The following is a 21,757-nucleotide window of genomic DNA, read 5'->3' as shown; positions in this document are numbered from 1 at the left end:
ACCATCCCAGCACGAACGGAGACACGGGACATGAACGTACGCACCAGGGTTGCCACCGTCACAGGGGCCGCCGCGCTGGCCTTCGCCGGAGTGCTGGGCTCCGCGGGGCAGTCGTTCGCCGCGTCGAACGGGCAGCAGATCCACTTCCACGACAGCAGCGGTCTCGTCTACTCCATCCGCGTCCAGGGCTACAACCAGAACGGCGATGTGGCGGCGGGCTGTTTCAGTACTCCGGGCAAGGACACCTGGGTCGGCGGCTGGTGGTGGAAGGGGGAGGTCAAGGTGACCTTCTACAAGGGCGGTTCCTGCTCCTTCGCCACGTACTTCGGGGAGACGAACGCGTGGGTTCCCACCTCGCAGAGCGGCGACTGGACGACCGTCTCCTCCTGACCCCGGGAGGCCCTCAGGCCGTGGTGCCCGCTCCCGCCGCGGCCCTGGTCCCGGACCTCTCGCGAGCGCCACTTCTTCAGACGATCAAGAGAATGAGATGGATATGTCAAGCCGCATGGCCAAGTTCGTCCGCCGCGCCGTGGGTACGGTCGCCGCCGGCGTGCTCGTGTCCCTGAGCCTTCCCGCGTCGCCCGCGTCCGCGACCATCGGCACCGAGTGGCAGAGGCTCACCAACTTCAACAGCTCCAAGTGCCTCGAGGTCGGCGGCTGGAGCACGGCGAACGGTGCCGGGGTCGGGCAGTGGGGCTGCCATCTGGGAAACAACCAGCTGTGGTTCTTCGGCAACTCCAGCAAGCAGGTGTTCAACGCCAACAGCGGTAAGTGTCTCGAGGTCGCGGACTGGAGCCGCGCCAACGGTGCGCCCGTCCGGCAGTGGGACTGCCACGGCGGGGCGAACCAGCAGTGGGAGTGGGGCGGCACGACGGTCGACGGGGTCGACGTGATCGTCCTGTGGAACGTGAACAGCGGCAAGTGCCTCGAAATCGCGGACTGGAGCCGCGCCGACGGTGCCGGGGCCCGCCAGTGGGACTGCCACTACGGAAACAACCAGCTGTGGTACGCCGCCGACGTGACGTGATGTGACACGGAAGCGGCCCGGCAGGAGGGCCCCCGCCCCGTGGCGCCCGGTCGACGCGAACGTCCCGCGCCGGGGCCGCGCGTCCCGGATGTGGCGCGGGGGTCTTGCGCGGGACTTCCGGTCTCTCTACTCTCCGGCCAATGGTTAGGAATATTTCCTAACCATTGGCCATGGAGGGAAAGGGAGTTGTCATGCGTCGACGAAGCGTCTCGCTTCTCGGGCTCGCGGGTCTGCTGGCGTTGCCCCTGACGGTGCTGCCGCAGGCACAGGCCGCCGACAGTCTGGTGTCCACCGGAAAGGCGGTGACGGCCTCGTCCGTCGAGACCTCGGCCTTCGGGCCCGGTCTCGCGGTGGACGGCAGCGCGGCCACTCGCTGGGCGAGCCTCGAAGGGGTCGATCCGCAGTGGATCCGCATCGACCTCGGTGCGAATCACACGATCTCCCGGGTCAAGCTCAACTGGGAGGACGCGTACGGGAAGACGTACCGGATCCAGACCTCGGCCGACGGCTCGACCTGGTCCGACGTCTACTCCACCACGGCCGGTGACGGCGCGACCGACGACCTCACGGTCTCCGGCAGCGGCCGTTACGTCCGCATGTACGGGACCGGTCGCGGCACCGCGTACGGCTACTCCCTCTGGGAGTTCGAGGTGTACGGCGCGCCCACCGGCACCGGAGGCGGCGGCGGCACGGCCGTCCCCTTCGGAAGCCACCTCAAGCCCTATGCCGCCGGCATGCTGAAGCCGTCCGGCTCCCAGGCCACCCTCGACCAGAAGGTCGTCGACTACTACAACAAGTGGAAGTCCGCCTTCGTCCGGCAGAACTGCGGCAACGGCTGGTACCAGATCATCTCGCCCGACGCCGACCACCCGTACGTCGCCGAGGCGCAGGGCTACGGCATGGTCGTCGCCGCGACCATGGCCGGCGCCGACCCCGACGCGAAGAAGATCTTCGACGGCCTCGTCAAGTGGAAGATCGACCACCCGTCCGCCGTCAACCCGAACCTGCTCGCCGCCGAACAGGACGTCAACTGTCGCAGCGTCAACGGCGGTGACGGCGCCACCGACGGCGACATGGACGTGGCCTACGGCCTGCTCCTCGCCGACAAGCAGTGGGGCAGCACCGGCACGTACAACTACAAGGACCTCGCGCTCAAGCACATCGCCGCGATCAAGAAGGACGAGCTCAACCCGACGACCAAGCTCCTGAAGCTCGGAGACTGGAGCAGCTCCGGCGACCAGTACTACTACATATCCCGTACCTCCGACTGGATGGTCGACCACTTCCGCGCCTTCCGTACGGCCTCCGGCGACACGACGTGGGACGCCGTGCGCACCGCGCACCAGACCCAGATCTCCCGTCTCCAGTCGACCTACGCCTCCGGCACCGGACTCCTCCCCGACTTCGTCGTCGACACCAACACCACGCCCAAGCCCGCCCCGGGCCAGGTCCTCGAGGACCCCAACGACGGCGCGTACTGGTGGAACGCCTGCCGCACCCCGTGGCGCATCGCGGACGACGCGGTGACCAGTGGCGACGCCACGTCGCTCGCGGCCGCGCGGAAGGTCAACAGCTGGATCAAGACGAAGACCGGCGGAGACCCGAACAAGATCGCCATCGGCTACAAGCTCAACGGCACCCAGATCTCGGCGGGCAGCGAGGCCGCCTTCTTCGCCCCGTTCGCGGTGGCGGCGATGACCGACTCCGGCAGCCAGGCCTGGCTGGACGCCCTGTGGAACAAGATGCTGGCGACCCCGATCGACACCAGCAGCTACTTCTCCGCGAGCATTCAGCTCCAGGTCATGATCACGGCCTCAGGCAACCACTGGGTCCCGTAGCGGCACGGACAGCGCCTTGAGGCAGTCCGTCAGGGCCGCAGTGGTGGCGCCGAGCGGGAACCGCGCGGCGAGCTGCCCGTCGGGGCGTACGACGAAGCCGGTGGCGCCGTCGGGGAGGTAGATCCGCGCGAACGCCCCGGCGGCGTCCCGGTACACCGGAGCACCCAGGGCCGGGGCGGTGTCCGGATCGGCTTCCCGTGGGAGCAGGGCGACGACGTCGAGCGGCAGTCGTTCGCCGGCGGCCGCCCTCGCCGCCGCCACGGCCCGCGCGAGCCCGGTGACATCGGCCCCGTACAACACGGCCACGTGTCCCGGGCGGTCGCGCAGGACGTCGAGCAGCCGCATCGGGTGGACGGCGATCGGTGTGCTCAGACCGCCGCAGTCCGGGGCCCGATCGCCGGGCTGCGGCGCGTCGACCGGCCCGTACGGGGCGCCGGCGAGCGGGCCGCCCCGGTAGCCGACGAGCAGTTGGGCCTCGCGCAGCAGCAGGGTCGTCAGGTCGTCCCGATCGTTCTCGATGCCCCGGGTGGCGTGCCGCACGGTACGGCCGACGACCTCCTCGCCCACCGGGCGGCGCTCGGCGTCGTAACTGCCGAGCAGCGCGGGCCCGGCCTCGCCCTTCACCACGAGGGCGAGCTTCCAGGCCAGATCGGCGGCGTCCTGGATGCCGGTGTTCATGCCCTGGGCGCCGGTGGGCGGGTGGATGTGGGCGGCGTCGCCCGCGACGAAGACCCGCCCCTCGCCGTAGCGGCCGACGATGCGGTGGCTGATGCGGAAGACCGACGACCAGCGCAGCTCGGAGAGCCGCGCCGGGCCCGGGGCCAGCCGGTCGACGACGGCCTGGAGGTGGGACAGCTCGGGGCCGTGACCCCCCTGGAGGCCGTGGGCGAGACCGTCCGACGGGGAGGCGGTCCGGGGCGGTTGCGCCGCACCGTCCAGTTCGGGCGGCACCTTCATCGACATCCGGTAGCGGCCGGCGCCGGGCAGCGGGATGCAGACGAGGACGTCGTCGAGGGACCCGTCGGCGGCACGGTGCTCACAGCGGAGCGCGTACCCCCGGGGCAGGTCCCAGTCGGACTCGGCCACGACGTCGCCGAGCATGTACGACTCCGGGAACGCGCCGCCCTCGTACGACAGGCCCAGTGTCTTGCGGACGACGCTGTGGGCCCCGTCGCAGCCGATCAGATAGGGGACCCGCAGCTCCTCGGTGAACCCCGACGAGCTGCGCAGCAGCGCGGTCACCCCGTCCGGGTCCTGGACGAACGACACGAGTTCGGTCCCGCGCTCGATGTGCGTTCCCAGGCCGGCGACGTACTCCTCCAGGAGCCGCTCGGTCTCGTACTGCGGCAGCGCGGCGAAGCCGTACGGCACGTCCGGGGGCAGCTCCAGCACGATCCGTGCCGCCTCCGCGCCGTTGACGTACGTCAGTTGGCCGCGCATCGGGACGGCGGCCTCCAGGACGGCACGGATCAGACCCATCCGGTCCCACAGCTCCAGGGTGCGCGGCTGGATCCCGACGGCCTTGGCGTACGGGAGTCTGGCCGGCAGCCGGTCGACGAGGCGGCAGCGCACCCCGTGCCTCCGGAGCTCGGCGGCGGCGCTCAGGCCGACGGGACCCGCGCCCACGATCAGTACGTCGGTGGTGGTGCCGGTGTGCGCCACGGGTGCCCTCCAGTGCCGGCCGGCTTCTCGCCAGGTCCCGTTGTCCATGGTCACCCGCGGCCGCCCGTTCGGCGAGCCGTGCCGTGCCGTCCGGACCGTGTACGCGCGCGTGGGGCGTCCGGACGGCGGAGCGGTGAGGGGTGCACGGGGTCCCACCACGCGAACCGGCGTACGGAACCGGTGGGCGACGCCAGGCGTCCCTCCCGGTCATGAGCGAGAACCCCGCCATCGATCCGGACGGCTTCAGCGAGGTTGCGGAGGCCACCGAGGCCACCGGTGGCACCAGCGGCGGCGATGACAGAAGCGACGCCGACGACGACGGACGGACCCAGGGCGCCGTCGGCTGTCTGCTCGCCGTCGCCGGGGTCGCCGTCGCCGGGGTCTTCGCCCTGCCCCGAGCCGCGTACAGCATCGACGGCGGGTTCGAGGCGCACGCCCGGGACTGGAGCGTCATCCTCGTCGAGCTGCCGCTGATCCTCCTCGCCGGCCTCCTCGTCCCGCCCATGACCTGGGCGGCCGCGACGCGGTGGCTCCGCCCGTGGGCGGCGTTCCTCGTCTGCGCCGCCGTCGTCGCGCTCGGCATCTGGGGCGTCGCGGCGGTGTGGCATCCCCGCCAGGGGCCCGATCCGGGGTACGGACCCGGCATGTGACGGCCCTGGGAGTGGCGATAGCGTGCCGGGCGGGAATCCCTCCGGGGGCGCAGGAAAGAGCGAGGAATTCATGGCACAGGAACAGATCCGCCCGTTCGTCGTCTCCCACCCGGTGGGCCGTGTCGTCGGGGGCCGCGAAGAGGTGCGCGACGACGAGTGGGGCGACGTCGAGTCGGTCATCCGGCTGGACGCGGAGTCCTTCGGCCCCGAGGCGCTCGCCGGCCTGGACGCGTTCTCGCACCTGGAGGTCGTCTACCACTTCGACCGCGTACGACCGGACGCCGTCGAGACCGGTGCCCGTCACCCGCGTGGCAACACGGAGTGGCCGCTGGTCGGGATCTTCGCCCAGCGCGGCAAGAACCGCCCCAACCGGCTCGGTCTCTCCCGCTGCGTGCTGGTGCGCACGGACGGCCTGGACATCCATGTGCGGGGCCTCGACGCGGTCGACGGAACGCCGGTCCTGGACGTCAAGCCGTACATGGCCGAGTTCGCCCCGCAGGGCCCGACCACCCAGCCGGCCTGGGCGGACGAGATCATGCGGCACTACTACTGAGCGGCTGACGCCACGAGCGGGCGCGGCGGCCACGGGTGCGCACGCGATCGGACCTCAGCTCTCCACGATGCCCCGGACCACGCCCAGGTCCACGAGGTCCCGAGGGCGCAGGCGGAGTTGGTCCGCTGTCGCTGCGGATTCCTCCGGCGATCTCTTGAGGATCGACGCGGCCGCCTCCGGCGCGATCACCGAGAAGTAGCTGTCGGGAGTGGCCCAGAGATGGCCGGGGGCCGCGAGGGCGAGGGCGCCGCCCGAGCCGCCCTCACCGATGAGGAGCGAGGTGACAGGGACGCGCGCGGTGGCGACGGCGGCGAACAGCTCGGCGATCGCCGGGCCCGCGCCGGCGTGTTCCGCCGCCGGGTCGTTGGCCGCGCCCGGCGTGTCGACGAGGGTGAGGACCGGGATCCCCAGCCGGTCGGCCAGCCGCACGAGCCGGGTGGCCGTGCGGAAACCGGCCGGGCGGGTCGCCGTCCCGCACTGCGCCGCGTACGCCACCGTACGGCCGTCGGGGAGCCGCCCGAAGCCGCATCGCATCCCCGGGTCGACCCCTCCGGCGCGGTCGCCGGAGATCTCCTGGAGGACGGAGAAGTGCGCGTCGAGGTAGGCGGCAGCCCGGGGCCGCTCGGCGTGCCGGGCCCGGGCCACCGCCTCCCGGCCGCTCGCCGCCGGCGGCGTGTCCGGGTCGCCGAGCGCGCGCGGCGCCGCCGCCCGCCCTTCGGCGGGACGCGTGAGCAGGGAGAGCCAGCGCCCGAGGGTGTCACGGAGCGCGTCGGGCGCCACGATCGCGTCGACGTGGCCGTGTGCGAGCTGCGCCTCCGCGGTGTACGCGGCGGGGTCCGCGTCCGGCGGGCGGACCCGGGAACCGGCGAAGCCGACCTGGGCGCCGGGCAGCGCGAGCACCACATCCGATCCGGCGCCGAGCGTGGCCCAGCCGCCGCCCGTCGTCGGGTCACGCAGCACGGCGATCTGCGGCAGCCCGGCGGCGCGGGTGAGGGCCGACTCGCCCGCCAGAAGCTGGAGTTGGAGCAGCGCCCGCATGCCCTCGTGCATCCGGCTGCCACCGGTCGCCGGCAGCACGACCACGGGCAGCCGCCGCGCGCGAGCCCGCGCGTGGGCCGCGGCGACGCGCGCACCCGTCCGCTCCCCGACGGAGCCGCCGAGAAACCCGAACTCGAAGGAGATCAGGACCGCCCGCACCCCGCCGATCCCACCCGTGCCGCAGACCACCGACTCGGTCTCGCCGGTACGGGCCGAGGCGCGCGCGTGCGCGGCGGAGTAGCCGGGCCACCCCAGCGGTCCGTCGTCCGCCAACGGCCCCTCCTCGAAGGGGAACTCGGTGAAGTCGTCGCCGGCGACGAGGGCGATCGCCTCGCGTGCCGTCGTCGGGTCGCTCATCCGGACCTCGCAGCTCGTCGACGGGGTGGGGGCCCGCCGCCCAGCGGTGGCCGCCGGGAACCGGACCCGTTGGTGCGTCGCCACCGTAGCGTCCGGCGGCCCTACGGCTCCGGCCGCCCCCGTCCCTCCGTCACGGAGGGCCCGCGCCCCAGCGGCCCCGTCCCTCCGCCACCGTGGCTCCGCGCTTCTGCCGGCCCCGACGGTCCCGTCCTCCGTCAGGCCAGGATGCCGCTCCCGTGCGGCGCGTACAGGTCGAGGAGCCGGACCCTGGTCACCTGGAGGCGGTGGGCCAGGATCGCGCCCACCCAGAACATGACCGAGGCTCCGAACTCCGCGTCCGAGCGGCACATCGAGCGCACGGCCGGGGCGTCGAACTCCTGCGCCCGGACGGGGGTCATCGCCTCCGCTCCCGACTGGCACAGATACGGCGGGAACAGCCACGACAGGCCCACCAGCTCACCGTGGTGCAGGGTCTCGATCACCGGCGCCCCACGCCCCGGCACCTTCGCGTCGAGCGTCACCGCGCCCGTCTTCACGATCCAGAACCGGTCGGCGTGCTGCTGCTCCTCGAACAGCCGGTGACCGGATTCGAAGTACACGTCCTCGGCGAAGGCCATCAGGCGCTCCCGGTGCTCCGGCGGCAACGTGCTGACCTTGGGTGCGGCACTGCTCATGGCGGACCCTCCTCGCGCACTCGGCTCCCACCCCCAGTGTCCGCCAGGCCGCCCCCACGCGCGCGTACGCGGGGCGGACGGCTGCCGCGCCCCGCCCGTACGCCCTCGCGCGGCGTCCCAGGCCGGGGCCCGCGCGCGTGCCCCGGCCTGACATGCGGGGCCACCGCCCCTCCCGTAGCGGGACGGCGGGGGCACAGGGCGGGAGCAGGGGCGGATCCGCTCCTCGCGCGGATCGGTACGGAACCCGTGGCAGCCAAGCCCGCGATCGTCCTCGTCCAGAGCTTCTGGGGCGGCGCCGCCCCAGGGGCCAAGGTGATCACCGAACTCCACCGCCTGCCGCGTGACCCCCGCCCTCAGCCCGGGGGTCACGCTTCGGTGTGCCCGCTCACCCTGCGTGCACCCTCTCCGGCGTGCGGGGGCGGGGCGGAGGGCGGAGCATGAACGTGAGAAGGAGCGGCAAGCGGGGGCGTGAGCCAGGAGGGTGACATGCCCGTCCCGGAAGGCGGCGACGCGCTCGTCGTGCTGCGCGGTGTCGACAAGCACTTCGGCGACCTGCACGTCCTGCAGTCCATCGACCTCACGATCCACCGCGGCGAGGTCGTGGTCGTCATCGGGCCGTCGGGATCGGGCAAGTCGACGCTCTGCCGTGCGATCAACCGCCTGGAGACCATCGACAACGGCGAGATCCTCGTCGACGGACGCCCCTTGCCGGCCGAGGGACGCGAACTCGCGGCCCTGCGCGCCGACGTCGGGATGGTCTTCCAGTCCTTCAACCTCTTCGCACACAAGACGGTGCTCGGCAACGTCACCCTGGGCCAGATCAAGGTCCGCAAGAAGGACCGGAAGGCGGCCGAGCAGCGCGCCCGCGCGCTGCTCGACCGGGTCGGAGTCGCCTCCCAGGCGGAGAAGTACCCCGCCCAGCTCTCCGGCGGCCAGCAACAGCGCGTGGCGATCGCCCGCGCCCTCGCCATGGATCCGAAGGTGATGCTCTTCGACGAGCCGACCTCCGCGCTCGACCCCGAGATGATCAACGAGGTCCTGGAGGTCATGCAGCAACTCGCCCGGGACGGCATGACGATGGTGGTCGTCACCCATGAGATGGGCTTCGCCCGCTCCGCCGCCAACCGTGTCGTCTTCATGGCCGACGGCAGGGTCGTCGAGGAGACGACCCCGGACGAGTTCTTCAGCAACCCGCGCAGCGACCGTGCCAAGGACTTCCTCTCCAAGATCCTCCACCACTGACAGCGCACCACGGCACCACCGCACGACACGGCAGGGCCGCAGCCCGACCAGCAGCCCCCAGGGGTGATCCTCATGAACGCGACCAGGACAGGCAGGGCGACCGTCAGGACCGGCAGGGCCACCGTGGCCGTCGCCGCGGCCGTCGTCCTCTCCTTCACCTCCGCAGGATTCGCCAACGGCGCGACCGGCGCCGTGCCACGCGACCACGGCGAGGACGAGATCACCGTCGGCATCAAGTACGACCAGCCCGGCATCGGCCTGAAGACCCCGGACGGCACCTACACCGGCTTCGACGTCGACGTCGCCACGTACATCGCCAAGGAACTCGGCCACGACCCGTCCGACATCGTGTGGAAGGAAGCCAAGAGCGCCGACCGGGAGACGCTGCTCCAGCGCGGCGACGTGGACTTCATCGCAGCCTCGTACTCGATCAACGATGAGCGGGCGAAGAAGGTCGACTTCGCCGGCCCCTACCTCCTCGCCCACCAGGACGTCCTGATCCGGGCCGATGACGACTCCATCAAGCAGCCGTCCGACCTGAACAACAAGAAGCTCTGCTCGGTCACCGGCTCGACGTCCGCGCAGAACGTCAAGGACAAGATCGCCCCGGACGCCCAACTCCAGGAGTACGGCGGTTACTCCGAGTGCCTGACCGGACTGGAGAACGGAGTCATCGACGCGCTGACCACGGACGACTCGATCCTCGCCGGATACGCCGCGCAGAGCCAGTTCAAGGACAAGTTCAAGCTCGCCGGCTTCAAGATGAGCAACGAGAACTACGGCATCGGCGTCCAGAAGGGCAGCGAACTCAAGGCCAAGATCAATACCGCTCTGGAGAAGATGGTCGCCGACGGTTCCTGGGACGCGGCGGTGAAGAAGAACTTCGGCCCCGCGAACTACCAGAACGAACCCGCCCCCGAGATCGGCGTCGTCGTGAAGTGAGCGGGCCGTCGTGTTCGACTTCCTCCAGGGGTACGACCTGCTCGGAGCCTTCTGGGTGACGGTGCAGCTCACCGTCTACTCGGCGATCGGCTCCCTCGTCTGGGGGACGCTGCTGGCGGCGATGCGCGTCAGCCCCGTCCCCCTCATGCGGGGCTTCGGCACCGTCTACGTCAACATCGTCCGCAACATCCCCCTCACCGTCATCATCGTCTTCACCTCGCTCGGCCTCTTCCAGACCCTCGGCGTCAGCATGGGCGCCGACCGGTTCACCACGATCAACTTCCGGCTCGCCGTCCTCGGCCTCACCGCCTACACGAGCGCCTTCGTCTGCGAGGCGGTGCGCTCCGGCATCAACACCGTGCCCCTCGGCCAGGTCGAGGCCGCCCGCGCCATCGGACTCAGCTTCCCCCAGGTCCTGCGGATCATCGTGCTCCCGCAGGCCTTCCGCTCGGTCGTCGGCCCCCTCGCCAACGTCCTCATCGCCCTCACCAAGAACACCACCGTGGCCGCCGCCATCGGCGTGGCCGAAGCCGCCCTGCTGATGCGGGAGATGATCGAGAACGAGGCCCAGCTCATCCTCATCTCCGTGATCTTCGCGGCCGGATTCATCTGCCTGACCCTGCCCACCGGCCTGTTCCTCGGCTGGGTGGCCAAGAAGGTGGCGGTGAAACGGTGAAGGCCAAGCCCACCGTCCTCTACGACGTCCCCGGCCCGCGCGCCCGGCGCCGTAACGTCCTCTGGACGGTGCTGTTCCTGCTCGCGCTCGCCGCCGTCGTGTGGTGGGTCGTGGCGAGCCTCGCCGACAAGGACCAGCTCGAATGGTCCAAGTGGGCCCCCTTCTTCACCGACGCCCGCGTCTGGGAGACGTACATCCTCCCCGCTCTCAAGAACACCGTGATCGCGGCCGGACTCGCCATGGTGATCGCCCTGCCGCTCGGCGCCCTGCTCGGCATCTCCCGCCTCTCCGACCACCGGGCCGTGCGCGGCGCCGCGGGCACGGTCGTCGAGTTCTTCCGCGCGATCCCCGTCCTGATCCTCATGCTCTTCGCCAACGCGGCCTACTCCGAGTTCACCGACATCAGCCCGGAGACCCGCCCGCTGTACGCCGTCGTCACCGGCCTCGTCCTCTACAACGCCTCCGTGCTCGCCGAGGTCGTGCGGGCCGGAATCCTCGCCCTCCCCGCGGGCCAGACCGACGCGGCCAAGGCCGTCGGCATGCGCAAGGGCCAGACCATGACGTCCGTGCTCCTCCCGCAGTCGGTCACGGCGATGCTGCCCGCCCTCGTCAGCCAGCTCGTGGTCATCGTCAAGGACACCGCGCTCGGCGGAGCGATGCTCGGCTTCTCCGAACTCCTCGCCTCCGTCCGCCCGATGAGCGCCAACTACGGAGCGAACACGATCGCCTGCTTCACCGTCGTCGCCGTGCTCTTCGTCATCCTCAACTTCGCGCTCACCACCTTCGCCTCCTGGCTCGAAGGGCGGCTGCGGCGCGGCAAGAGGTCCACCGGCGCGGTCGTCGGAGCGGACGCGGTGGACGAACTGGCCACACCCGGAGAACACATGGGCCCGACCGACGGGACCAAGTGATCCTCCGGTCGCTCGGGGGCACGCGTGCGCGTGCCCCCGAGCCGGCCCGCGGTCAGGCCCGGGGGAGGGCGAGCAGCGCCACCGGTGCGGAGGTCGGCCTCGGGGAACCACCGGCCGGTTCGACGGTGACCCCCACCCCGGACGCCCGGTTCACGGGACCGTCGAGGAGGGTCGCCTCGGCGCCGGCACCCGGGTCCATCAGCCCCGCGGACCGCATGGTGCCCCCATCGTCGTACCAGAGCTGATAGACCTTGCCGGCCGGTGGCGGCGCCATGCCGGAGGCGGCGAACACCGCCCGGTCGAGCGAGGCCGAGACGACGACCGTGCCCACGGCGCCCCCGTCGAGCCGGCCGGTGGAGACCCGGGCGTCCGGGGCCGCGAGGACCGCGGCGACGGCGTCGTTCGCCTCCCGTGCGCGGGCCGTCTCCTGGCGGGCGTCCTCGGCGAGACCGTGCTGCCAGGCCGCGACCCCGCCGAGCCCGACCGCCCCGGCGAGACAGGCCGCCAGTGCCCAGTGAGACCACCGGCGGAGGCCGTACCACCGGCGCGGGGCCCGCGTCGCCCTCGTGGTCGCCGGCGGCTCCTGGCGTACGGTCGCGATCCGCTCCAGGACGTTCGTCCGCAGCGTGGCGGTCGGCGTCACCGCGACGGCGAGACCGAGCCGGACGACGGTCTCGGAGAACTCCGTGACCTCCTGGGCGCACGACGGACACTCCGCCAGATGACGCCGTACGGCCTCATGCTCCTCGGGGTCCAGTGCGTCGAGCGCGTACGCGCCGGTCAGCGTGTGCGGATCCACGGCGCTCACACGCCCACCCCCAGACAGTCCCGGAGCCGGATGAGCCCGTCGCGCATCCGCGCCTTGACGGTGCCCAGCGGCACGGCCAGCAGTTCCGCGACCTCGCGATAGGTGAGGCCCCGGTAGTACGCCAGGTTCACCGACTGGCGCTGCAGCTCGGTGAGGCCCCGCAGACAGCGCCGGACCTGCTCCCGCTCCAGCCGGCCCTCGACCTGCTCCACCACCTCGTCGTAGGCGGCCGTGTGCTCCAGCAGAGCCACCCGCTTCTCCCGGTTCGACGCCGCCTGCTCGGACCGCACCCGGTCGACCGCCCTGCGATGCGCCAGCGTCATGACCCAGGCAAGGACCGACCCCCGGGCGGGCTCGTAGCGGGCCGCGGTCCGCCACACCTCGACCAGCACCTCCTGGGCGACCTCCTCCGACTGGGCGGGGTCCCGCAGCACGGTGCGGACGAGGCCGAGCACCGGCCCCGAGACGGCCTCGAAGACGGCCGTGAAGGCCTGCTGGTCACCCAGCGCCACACGCCCCATCAGCTCGGGAAGGTCCGGAGCCGCTGGTCGGACGTCGCCGATCCACACGTTCTCTCTCACCGGCGGTCTCCTCCAGGAATCACTCGAGTACAGGAGGTGTTCGGAGCCGGCGGCCCGGCGGACGGGTCGCGCCGGAGGCTATTCCGCAGAGCTCCGCCGGCCGAGGCGCGGCGGCCGATCCTCATCACTCATTCGGGTGAGCAGAGCCGTCCGGACGCAGCCGCGCACCGAATGACGCCCGACGGGTCGCCGGCCGGCGGACCCGAAGCCCCAGGAGTGATCATGAACACCCAGACCTTCCGTCGCGCCACCGTCGCCGTGACCGCCGCCGTGCTGCTGCCGCTGGGCCTGACCGCCTGTTCGGCCGAGGCGAGCGGTGACGGAGCGGCGGCCCCCGCGGCGGCGTCCTCGCAGTCGACGGCGACCGCCACGACGGCCGACGGCCCCTTCGGCCCCGGGTGCGCCTCGGTGCCGAAGGACGGCGCCGGCTCCTTCGACGGCATGGCCAAGGACCCGGTCGCCACCGCCGCCTCGAACAACCCCGAGCTGTCGACGCTGGTCACCGCCGTCAAGCAGGCAGGGCTCGTCGACACGCTGAACAACGCCGAGAACATCACGGTGTTCGCGCCGACCGACGCCGCCTTCGCCAAGATCCCGAAGGCCGATCTGGACAAGGTCCTCGCCGACAAGGCGATGCTGACGGACATCCTCACGTACCACGTCGTGGGCCGGAAGCTGACCCCGAAGCAGCTGGAGAACGGCTCCTTCGAGACCCTCCAGAAGGGCAGCCTGACCACCGAAGGCTCCGGCGAGTCCTTCACGGTCGACGACTCCGCGAAGGTGGTCTGCGGCAACGTCCCCACGGCCAACGCCACCGTCTACATCGTCGACACGGTGCTGATGCCTAAGTAGCGGACGCGTTCTTCCGGGAGGCACCGCCCTCCGGCCCCGTCGCCTCCCGGCTGAGCGCGCCGGGCCACCACGCGACGGGGCCGAGGTCCCGTACGAGCGCGGGCACGAGCAGCGAGCGGACGACGAGGGTGTCCAGGAGGACGCCGAACGCGACGATGAAGGCGATCTGCACCAGGAAGGCGAGCGGAATGACGCCCAGCGCCGCGAACGTGGCGGCCAGCACCACACCGGCGGACGTGATGACACCGCCGGTCGCGGTCAGTCCGCGCAGGACGCCCTCGCGGACCCCGTGCCGCAGCGACTCCTCCCGCACCCGGGACATCAGGAAGATGTTGTAGTCCACGCCGAGCGCGACCAGGAACACGAATCCGTAGAGCGGGACCGAGGAGTCCGTGCCGCTGAAGCCGAAGACGTGCCGGAAGACCAGGGCCGAGACCCCGAGGGTGGCGAGGAAGTTCAGCGCCACCGTGGCCACGAGCAGCAACGGCATCAGGACGGAGCGGAGGAGGATTACGAGGATGGCCAGGATGACGGCGAGCACCACCGGCACGATCAGCATCCGGTCGCGCTCGGCGGTCCGCTGGGTGTCGTACCGCTGTGCCGTGTAGCCGCCGACGAGGGCGTCCGCCCCCGGCACCGCGTGCACGGACGCGCGGAGCCGGGCGACCGCCGCCTTGGCGGCGTCGCTGTCGGCGGCGTCGGCCAGGGTGACGTCGATCCGGACGCGTCCGTCGACGACCAGCGGCGCTCCGGCCCCCGGGCGGCCGGAGGCGGTGACGGCGGTGGCCGAGTCCACCCCCTCGACCCGCTCGGCCGCAGCGGTCACCCGGGCCGCCGCGTCCGCGTCGGCGATGACGATCGCCGGGTTGCCGGCGCCGCCGGGGAAGTGGCGTCCGAGCTGCTCCTGAGCGGCGACGGACGGGGCGTCGTTGACGAAGATCTCGTCGAGCGGAACCCCCTTGGACTCCAGGACCGGGGCGAAGGCGGCACAGGCGAGGAGTCCGGCGAGCGTCACCGCCCACACCTTGCGCGGAGCACGGTCCACCAGCGCGGCCACGCGACGCCAGATGCCGTGGCCGCCGCCCCCGGCCTCGGAGGCCTGCGGCCGGGAGGGCCAGTACGCCGCGCGGCCGAGCAGGACCAGGACGGCGGGCAGGAAGGTGAGCGTGCTCAGTACGGCGCAGACGATGCCGATGGCGCCCACCGGGCCGAGCGCCCGGTTGTTCGTCAGATCGCTGAACAGCAGCGCGAGCAGGGCGAGTGCCACGGTGGCCGCGCTGGCCGTGATGGGGCCGGCGGACTGGCGCAGCGCCGCGCGCATGGCCGGGACGCGCTCTCCGTCGCGTCCGGCGAGTTCCTCGCGGTAGCGGGCGGCGAGGAGCAGCGCGTAGTCGGTGGCGGCGCCGATGACCAGGATCGACAGGATGCCCTGGACCTGTCCGTCGACCCGGACGACGTCGTGGTCGGCGAGCACGTACACGACGGCGCAGGCGAGGGCGAGCGAGAGCACCGCGCCGACGATGATGATCAGGGGCAGCAGCACACTGCGGTACACCAGGAGCAGGATGAGCAGCACGGTGACCAGGGCGACCGCGAGCAGCAGCCCGTCGATGCCGGCGAAGGCGTCCGACAGGTCGGCCTGGGTGGCGGCGGGACCCGCGAGCCAGACGGTCGTCCCGGGCACCGATGCGGCCGCCCGGTCGATCGCCTGGAGCGTGGGCGTCAGCTCCTCGCCGAGGTCCGGGCGGAGCTGTACGACCCCGCGCAGGGCCTCCCCGTCGTCGGAGGGGAGGGCCGGGGTCGGGGTGCCGACGACACCGGGCTGCCCGGTGAGCGTGGCCAGCGCGCGGGTGGCGGCGGCCCGGGTCCCGGGGTCGATCGGTCCGCCGCCCGGTGAGGTCCAGACGACGAGTGCGGGAAGCGTCTCGTCCTGACGGAAGGCCCGCTGGGCCTCGATCACCCGGGTGGACTCGGCACTGCGGGGGAGGAAGGCGGCCTGATCGTTCGTGGCCACCTCGCCGAGCTTGCCCGCGTACGGGCCGAGCCCGCCGCCGACGGCGAGCCAGAGGACGAGCAGGACGAGGGGCAGCAGTCGGGCGGCCCATCGTGTGGGGCGGGGCATGCGGACTCCAGGGCAGGGGTCTCTCGACATGGACGAAGTATCTCAAGGAAAAAGAATCTCAATGATTGAGAGAGATTGAACCATGGAGAAGCCGCGCGAGGGGGCAGGGGGCACCCGGACTCGCCGGGGCGCCGAACGCCTCCGCCGGCGGCGCGGGTCAGCGGCGGGGGACGTGCAGGTCGCCGAGCTCCTCGTTCAACGCGTCGAGGAAGCGCACGGCCACAGCCAGCTCCTCCGCGTCGAACCGCAGCCGGGCCCGCTCCGCCGCCTGCGCCAACGGCATGAAGTAGCTGCGCGCGGCGGCCTTCGCCCCCTCCACGTAGTGCACATGGACGACCCTGCGATCGGCGCTCTCCCGGGAGCGGCGGATGTGCCCGGCCCGTTCGAGCCGGTCGAGGCAGGCCGTGACCGCCCCCGAGGTCAGACCCAGGTGCTCCCGCAGCCGACCCGGCGTCAGTGGCTCCGGGCTGTCCAGGACGACCGAGAGCGCCTGCACGTCCGTGGGATGCAGCCCCTGCGCGAGCGCGAAACCATGGACCAGACGGTTGATCTCACCGTTCGTCCGCCGCAGTGCGCGGGCGAAGCTCTGCGCATCACCCGTCACGCGCGCGGGCGCGGTCCCACCGGTCTCGGGTTCCTCTGTACTGGCCACACGATCAGCCTATAGAAACCGGCCGGTGCATCCGCGGCGGCCGCACCTCCGGAAGAGAACCAGGAGGAAGCCGAACCCCCGGCCGGTGGGGGAGCGCGGCGCCCTCCCCCGGACAGCGGAACGGAGCAGATCCATGAGCGACGCGTCAGGGCACGAGACCCCGGGACCGCTGTGCCTGGTCACCGGCGCCAGCGGCTACATCGGCGGCCGCCTCGTCCCCGAACTCCTGGAGGCGGGTTTCCGGGTGCGGTGCCTGGCCCGTACCCCCGCGAAACTGCGCGACCACCCCTGGGCCGGGGAGGTGGAGATCGTCCGGGGCGACGTCACCGACGCCGAGACCCTCGGTCCCGCCTTCCGAGACGTCGACGTCGCCTACTACCTGGTGCACGCCCTGGGCGCCGGACGCGGCTTCGAGCGCACCGACCGCACGGCCGCCCTGAACTTCGCCCGAGCGGCCCGCGCCGCCGGTGTCGGCCGCATCGTCTACCTCGGCGGCCTCACCCCACGCGGGGTGCCCGACCGAGAGCTCTCGCCGCACCTGCGGTCACGCGCCGAGGTGGGCCGCATCCTCCTGGATTCCGGGGTTCCCACCACGGTGCTCCGAGCCGCCGTGATCATCGGCTCCGGCTCGGCCTCGTTCGAGATGCTCCGCTACCTCACCGAGCGCCTGCCCGTGATGGTCACCCCGAGCTGGGTCCGCACCCGGATCCAGCCGATCGCCGTCCGGGACGTCCTGCGCTACCTGGTCGGCAGCGCGCGGATGCCCGCCGAGGTCAGCCGGACCTTCGACATCGGCGGCCCCGACATCCTCACGTACCTCGGCATGATGCGCCGCTACGCCGCCGTCGCCGGACTGCCCCGGCGGCTCATCTTCCCCGTGCCGGTCCTCACCCCCAGGCTCTCCAGCCACTGGATCGGCCTCGTCACGCCGGTGCCCCGGTCCATCGCCCGCCCGCTGGCCGAGTCGCTCCGCTACGAGGTCGTCTGCGACGAGCACGACATCGCCGACTGGGTGCCCGACCCGCCCGACGCCCCGCTCTCCTTCGAGCGGGCGCTCGCCCTCGCCCTCCAGCGGGTCCGCGAGGCGAAGACGACCACCCGCTGGTCCTCCGCCTCGGTGCCCGGCGCGCCGAGCGACCCCCTGCCCACCGACCCCGACTGGGCGGGCGGCAGCCTCTACACCGACGAGCGCGAACTCACCGTCGGCGCGTCACCACAGGCCCTGTGGCGGGTCGTCGAGGGCGTCGGCGGGGAGAACGGCTGGTACTCCTTCCCCCTCGCCTGGGCCGTCCGCGGCTGGCTCGACCGGCTCGTCGGAGGCGTCGGTCTGCGCCGGGGCCGACGCGACGCCCTGCACCTGAGAGCCGGGGACTCGCTGGACTTCTGGCGGGTGGAGGAGATCGAACGGGGCCGGCTGCTGCGGCTGCGCGCCGAGATGAGGCTCCCCGGCCTCGCCTGGCTGGAGATGTACGCCGAGCGTGACGACAGCGGGCACACCCGCTACCGGCAGCGGGCCCTGTTCCACCCCCACGGCCTGGCGGGCCACGCCTACTGGTGGAGCGTCGCGCCGTTCCACGCCGTGGTCTTCGGCGGCATGGCCCGCAACATCGCGCTGACGGCGGAGGCGAGCGAGGCGGCGGAGGCCGCAGGCCCCGCGCCGGATTCCGGCTCGTCACCCGCTTCGCCGTCCGCATCCGCCCCGGCGCCCGCATCCGGCCCGCCCCGGCAGGGCGAATGACCTCAGCACGTCAGTACAGCGACCCACCGGGCAGGCGCTCCGCCGAGCCGGTCGGTGTCCCCATGCCAGGAGCGGTGCCATGAACGTCTCGGTCGTCCTGTTCACCTCGGACCTCCGCGTCCACGACCACCCGCCGCTGCGCGCCGCGCTGGGCCGGGGGCACGAGGTCGTCCCCCTGTTCGTGCGGGATCCGGCCGTGGCCCGCGCGGGCCACGGGGCGCCGAACCGGGACGCGTTCCTCGCGGACTGCCTCGCCGACCTCGACACCGGACTGCGCGAGCGCGGCGGCCGGCTCGTGGTGCGCTCGGGCGACCCCGTCGCGGAGGTGGGCGCGGTCGTGCGCGAGGCCGACGCCGACGACGTCCACATGGCGGCCGGCTGCAGCGGGTTCTCCCGGCGCCGTGAGGACCGGCTCCGTCGGGCCCTGGAGGCGGACGGGCGGCGTCTGTACGTCCACGACGCCGTCGTCACCGCGCTGCCCACGGGCGCCGTGACACCGGACGGCTCGGACCACTACGCGGTCTTCACCCCCTACTTCCGCCGCTGGTCGCGCGAGCGGCTGCGGGAGCCGCTCGCGGCGCCGCGGGTGGTCCGGACGCCCCGCGACATCCGCTCCGAGGACCTTCCCGCCCGCACGGACGTCCCGACCGTCTCCGAAGGGCTCGCCGACGGCGGTGAGCAGGAGGGCCGGAGGCGGCTCGCCGCCTGGCTGGCACGGGGCGTCGACGCGTACGAGGAAGGCCACGACGACCTCGCGGGCGACGCGACGTCCCGCCTCTCGCCGTACCTCCACTTCGGCGCCGTCTCGGCGACCGAGGCGGTCCACCGGGCCCGGTCGCGCGGCGGGGCGGGCGCCGAGGCGTTCGTACGCCAGCTCTGCTGGCGCGACTTCCACCACCAGGTCCTCGCCGCGCGCCCCGATGCCGCAGCGGACGACTACCGCACCCGTCACGACCACTGGCGGCGGGGGAAGGAGGCGGACGCCGACCTCCGGGCGTGGCGTGAGGGCCGCACCGGCTACCCCGTCGTCGACGCCGCGATGCGGCAGCTCGCCCACGAGGGCTGGATGCACAACCGGGGGCGGCTGCTCACCGCCTCGTTCCTGACCAAGACCCTGTACATCGACTGGCGCGAGGGAGCGCGACACTTCCTGGACCTGCTGGTCGACGGCGATGTCGCCAACAACCAGCTCAACTGGCAGTGGATGGCCGGCACGGGCACCGACAGCCGCCCCAACCGGGTGCTCAACCCGGTGATCCAGGGCAAGCGGTACGACCCGGACGGCGCGTACGTACGGAAATGGGTGCCGGAACTCGCCGGGCTCGAGGGCCCCGCGGTCCACGAGCCGTGGAAGCTGCCCGGGCTCGACCGCGCCCGGTACGACTACCCGGACCCCGTGGTCGAACTCTCCGACGGCCTCGCCCGCTTCCGGCAGGCGCGGGGCAAGGACCAGGGGGCCTGAGGCCCGAACCGGGCGCCGGACGCCGGGAGCGGGCCGGACGGCGCCCGCTCAGGAGCCTCTCGAAGCGGTGGCGTCCCCCTCGCCGTCCCGTGCGGCGACGCACAGACCGCGCAACAGCGACAGGGCCTCCCGCAGACCCGTGGGGCGCAGCATCCCCGGTCCGGGTGTCCGGCCCGCCCAGCCGGGTCCCGCGAGAAGGACCGCCGTCCGCGACCGGGCGCCCCTGACGCCCCACGAGGTGTCGGCGACGTGGCGCGCCAGGGGGTGGTCCGCCGTCGAGCGCGCCTGGGCCCACAGCGCGACCGCGGCGGGGCCCGTCCTCCGTACCGCCTGGTCGAGCGCCTCCGGCGGCACCGCCGCCCCGAACATCAGGGTGGGCACCCCGAGTTCGGCCAGACCCGCGGCGAGCGCCTCCAGCGGGAGGGTGTGCTGCTCGTGCGGCACGCAGGCGAGCAGGACCGGGCGGGTGCCCGCCCCCGGGGGCTCGGCACGGCCCGTCGAGCCGACCCGGCGCAGCGCCGTCGAGACGTGCCAGGACAACAGGTGCTCCACCTCGACGTAGCGGTCCTCCGAGGTCTCCCACTTGCGGCCCACGGCATGCAGGGCGGGCGCCAGCACCTCCTCCCACGCGGTGACCAGACCGTGCCGCGCGATCGCGGAGTCCAGCAGCTCGTCCATGGCCGCCGAGTCCAGCCTGACGGCCGCGCGGCCCAGACCCCGCAGCTCCCGTCGGACGTCGCCGAGGGCCGGTCCGTGGTCGGCGGGCCGGGCAGGTGCCTCCCCGGCGGCGGGCGCGGCCGGTACGGCTCCGGCCCGGGCGGCCCGGGCCGCCTCCGCCGGAGGAACTCCGGACGCCGTCAGCCGGCACATCTCCTGGAGGACGGCGATGTCGCCCGGGCTCCACCGGCGGTGCCGGCCGCTCTGATGGGCGGCGGGGCCGATGCCGTAGCGCCGGTCCCAGGAACGCAGGGTGGTGGGTGCGACACCCAGGCGGCGCGCGACCGCGCCGCTGGTGAGACCCGGCGAGGGTTCGGTCATGAGCCCACGATACGACGCACGACCGTTGCGAATGGTGCGGGCGCCGTGCCGGGGCGGAGCCTTGGGGTGCCCCGCGAGGGGACCCCGCCCGCGCCGACCGGTCTCCGCCGGTCCCGGCCAGAGGAGCAGTCGCCATGACCGCACCGAGCGTCGACACCGAAACCCGGCCCCCGCTGGGGAGCGAGCCGCGCGCCCTGTCCGACCGTGAGGTCGCCGACGGGTTCGTGAGCGGCGACGAGCGCTGTCTGGCCGTCGCCCACGCCCGGTGGCACGGCCTCGTGCACGCTCTCGCCGCCCGCACCCTGGGCGATGCCCGGGAGGCGGAGGACGTCGGCCAGCAGGTCTTCCTCGCGGCCTGGCGGGGCCGGGCCGGCTACCGGCCGGAGCGCGGCCCCTTCCCGGGCTGGCTCGTCGGCATCACCCGGCGGAAGATCGCCGACGCCCTCGCGGCGCGCACCCGGCGCCGGGACCTGGTGGTCGCGGTGGGCGAGCGGCTGTCCCCCGACGGCGTGTCCGTCCAGGAACCCGACCGGGTCGTCGAACGGCTCGTGGTCACCGGCGAGCTGGCGAAGCTGCCCGCCGCGCAACGCGAGGTGCTCGCCATGGCCTTCTACGGGGACCTCACCCAGGTCCAGATCGCCGAGCGCACCGGAATGCCGCTCGGCACCGTGAAGAGCCACGCGCGTCGGGGCCTCGACCGGATGCGCCGTTCGCTGAGCGAGACACCGGGCGTACGCACCGCCACCGCCGGCTGACACCGGCCTGCGGCCGCACGAGCCGAGCGGGCCCCCGGTCGATCGCGCCGCGCCCGGCGCTACCCAGATCGGGCCCCGGGCACGTCGCGCCGCGCGGGCGACGCGTATCCCGAGCGGGCCCCCGGTAGGGTCGCGCCGCGCGGGCGACGCGTATCAAGAGCCGCGGCCGGGCGCCGGGA

General features: G+C 72.9%; 21 protein-coding genes. 13 read left to right on the top strand and 8 right to left on the bottom strand.

Features of this window, described 5'->3' with window-relative positions; translation table 11 throughout:
* Nucleotides 1-30: 30 nt before the first annotated feature.
* The 3 genes from IF00_RS0101035 to IF00_RS0101025 all read left to right on the top strand — a co-directional run bounded on the left by IF00_RS0101035 (nt 31) and on the right by IF00_RS0101025 (nt 2,865).
* Complete coding sequence (locus IF00_RS0101035) at nt 31-390, top strand: hypothetical protein (protein WP_037637310.1); 360 nt, start codon at nt 31-33, stop codon at nt 388-390.
* A gap of 115 nt (nt 391-505) precedes the next feature.
* Complete coding sequence (locus IF00_RS40815; protein WP_051819593.1) at nt 506-1,027, top strand: RICIN domain-containing protein; 522 nt, start codon at nt 506-508, stop codon at nt 1,025-1,027.
* Nucleotides 1,028-1,218: 191 nt separating this feature from the next.
* Entirely contained in the window at nt 1,219-2,865 is a 1,647-nt protein-coding gene (locus IF00_RS0101025) for a glycosyl hydrolase family 8 (RefSeq protein ID WP_030313110.1), read from the top strand.
* Here IF00_RS0101025 and IF00_RS0101020 read toward each other — a convergent pair.
* Nucleotides 2,842-4,527: an FAD-dependent monooxygenase gene (locus IF00_RS0101020; RefSeq protein ID WP_030313101.1), complete on the bottom strand. Its 1,686-nt coding sequence runs from the start codon at nt 4,525-4,527 to the stop codon at nt 2,842-2,844. The two genes, IF00_RS0101025 and IF00_RS0101020, sit on opposite strands and share 24 nt — an antisense overlap.
* 209 nt (nt 4,528-4,736) lie before the next feature.
* On the opposite strand from IF00_RS0101020, the gene IF00_RS0101015 reads away from it, so the two are divergent.
* Entirely contained in the window at nt 4,737-5,177 is a 441-nt protein-coding gene (locus IF00_RS0101015; protein ID WP_245234387.1) for a hypothetical protein, read from the top strand.
* Nucleotides 5,178-5,247: 70 nt separating this feature from the next.
* Nucleotides 5,248-5,730, top strand: coding sequence for an SAM-dependent methyltransferase (locus tag IF00_RS0101010; protein ID WP_030313097.1), 483 nt, complete (start codon nt 5,248-5,250; stop codon nt 5,728-5,730).
* Nucleotides 5,731-5,784: 54 nt separating this feature from the next.
* Here IF00_RS0101010 and IF00_RS0101005 read toward each other — a convergent pair whose 3' ends face one another.
* Together IF00_RS0101005 and IF00_RS0101000 are read right to left on the bottom strand one after the other, a co-directional pair.
* Nucleotides 5,785-7,125: a carboxyl transferase domain-containing protein gene (locus IF00_RS0101005; protein WP_030313095.1), complete on the bottom strand. Its 1,341-nt coding sequence runs from the start codon at nt 7,123-7,125 to the stop codon at nt 5,785-5,787.
* Between the two features lie 215 nt (nt 7,126-7,340).
* The gene (locus tag IF00_RS0101000; RefSeq protein ID WP_030313093.1) at nt 7,341-7,799 is read right to left on the bottom strand and encodes a Crp/Fnr family transcriptional regulator; all 459 of its coding nucleotides are present in this window, start codon (nt 7,797-7,799) and stop codon (nt 7,341-7,343) included.
* A gap of 486 nt (nt 7,800-8,285) precedes the next feature.
* Between IF00_RS0101000 and IF00_RS0100995 the strand changes: the two genes are divergently transcribed.
* The 4 genes from IF00_RS0100995 (at nt 8,286) to IF00_RS0100980 (ending at nt 11,570) form a co-directional block, all read left to right on the top strand.
* Nucleotides 8,286-9,041 (top strand): amino acid ABC transporter ATP-binding protein, encoded by a 756-nt coding sequence (locus IF00_RS0100995; protein ID WP_030313091.1) that lies wholly within the window; start codon nt 8,286-8,288, stop codon nt 9,039-9,041.
* Between the two features lie 72 nt (nt 9,042-9,113).
* Nucleotides 9,114-9,983 carry a glutamate ABC transporter substrate-binding protein gene (locus IF00_RS0100990; RefSeq protein ID WP_030313089.1) on the top strand — a complete coding sequence of 290 codons (870 nt, stop codon included), beginning with the start codon at nt 9,114-9,116 and terminating at the stop codon, nt 9,981-9,983.
* A 10-nt stretch (nt 9,984-9,993) separates the two neighbouring features.
* Nucleotides 9,994-10,659, top strand: coding sequence for an amino acid ABC transporter permease (locus IF00_RS0100985; RefSeq protein ID WP_030313087.1), 666 nt, complete (start codon nt 9,994-9,996; stop codon nt 10,657-10,659).
* Nucleotides 10,656-11,570 carry an amino acid ABC transporter permease gene (locus IF00_RS0100980; protein WP_030313085.1) on the top strand — a complete coding sequence of 305 codons (915 nt, stop codon included), beginning with the start codon at nt 10,656-10,658 and terminating at the stop codon, nt 11,568-11,570. The genes IF00_RS0100985 and IF00_RS0100980 overlap by 4 nt, the downstream gene beginning before the upstream one ends.
* A gap of 52 nt (nt 11,571-11,622) precedes the next feature.
* On the opposite strand, the gene IF00_RS0100975 is transcribed toward IF00_RS0100980, so the two are convergent.
* Nucleotides 11,623-12,378: an anti-sigma factor gene (locus tag IF00_RS0100975; protein WP_030313083.1), complete on the bottom strand. Its 756-nt coding sequence runs from the start codon at nt 12,376-12,378 to the stop codon at nt 11,623-11,625.
* The gene (locus tag IF00_RS0100970; RefSeq protein ID WP_030313081.1) at nt 12,375-12,959 is read right to left on the bottom strand and encodes a sigma-70 family RNA polymerase sigma factor; all 585 of its coding nucleotides are present in this window, start codon (nt 12,957-12,959) and stop codon (nt 12,375-12,377) included. Before IF00_RS0100970 ends, IF00_RS0100975 begins: the two co-directional genes overlap by 4 nt.
* Nucleotides 12,960-13,181: 222 nt before the next feature.
* Here IF00_RS0100970 and IF00_RS0100965 point away from each other — a divergent pair, with 222 nt between their 5' ends.
* The gene (locus IF00_RS0100965; protein ID WP_030313078.1) at nt 13,182-13,811 is read left to right on the top strand and encodes a fasciclin domain-containing protein; all 630 of its coding nucleotides are present in this window, start codon (nt 13,182-13,184) and stop codon (nt 13,809-13,811) included.
* Here IF00_RS0100965 and IF00_RS0100960 read toward each other — a convergent pair.
* Nucleotides 13,804-15,933 carry an MMPL family transporter gene (locus IF00_RS0100960; RefSeq protein WP_037637309.1) on the bottom strand — a complete coding sequence of 710 codons (2,130 nt, stop codon included), beginning with the start codon at nt 15,931-15,933 and terminating at the stop codon, nt 13,804-13,806. The two genes, IF00_RS0100965 and IF00_RS0100960, sit on opposite strands and share 8 nt — an antisense overlap.
* 157 nt (nt 15,934-16,090) lie before the next feature.
* Entirely contained in the window at nt 16,091-16,585 is a 495-nt protein-coding gene (locus IF00_RS0100955; RefSeq protein WP_030313074.1) for a MarR family winged helix-turn-helix transcriptional regulator, read from the bottom strand.
* Between the two features lie 133 nt (nt 16,586-16,718).
* Between IF00_RS0100955 and IF00_RS0100950 the strand changes: the two genes are divergently transcribed.
* Together IF00_RS0100950 and IF00_RS0100945 are read left to right on the top strand one after the other, a co-directional pair.
* Nucleotides 16,719-18,323 (top strand): SDR family oxidoreductase, encoded by a 1,605-nt coding sequence (locus IF00_RS0100950; protein ID WP_030313072.1) that lies wholly within the window; start codon nt 16,719-16,721, stop codon nt 18,321-18,323.
* Nucleotides 18,324-18,402: 79 nt separating this feature from the next.
* Entirely contained in the window at nt 18,403-19,785 is a 1,383-nt protein-coding gene (locus IF00_RS0100945; RefSeq protein WP_030313070.1) for a cryptochrome/photolyase family protein, read from the top strand.
* Nucleotides 19,786-19,833: 48 nt separating this feature from the next.
* Here IF00_RS0100945 and IF00_RS0100940 read toward each other — a convergent pair whose 3' ends face one another.
* Complete coding sequence (locus IF00_RS0100940) at nt 19,834-20,823, bottom strand: MerR family transcriptional regulator (RefSeq protein ID WP_030313069.1); 990 nt, start codon at nt 20,821-20,823, stop codon at nt 19,834-19,836.
* A 134-nt stretch (nt 20,824-20,957) separates the two neighbouring features.
* Here IF00_RS0100940 and IF00_RS0100935 point away from each other — a divergent pair, with 134 nt between their 5' ends.
* Nucleotides 20,958-21,578 (top strand): sigma-70 family RNA polymerase sigma factor, encoded by a 621-nt coding sequence (locus IF00_RS0100935; RefSeq protein WP_030313068.1) that lies wholly within the window; start codon nt 20,958-20,960, stop codon nt 21,576-21,578.
* Nucleotides 21,579-21,757 lie beyond the last annotated feature (179 nt).

Source organism: Streptomyces flavochromogenes, assembly GCF_000717595.1.
In the GTDB taxonomy this organism is placed as follows: domain Bacteria; phylum Actinomycetota; class Actinomycetes; order Streptomycetales; family Streptomycetaceae; genus Streptomyces; species Streptomyces flavochromogenes.
This window is presented reverse-complemented; position numbering and strand designations above follow the sequence as displayed.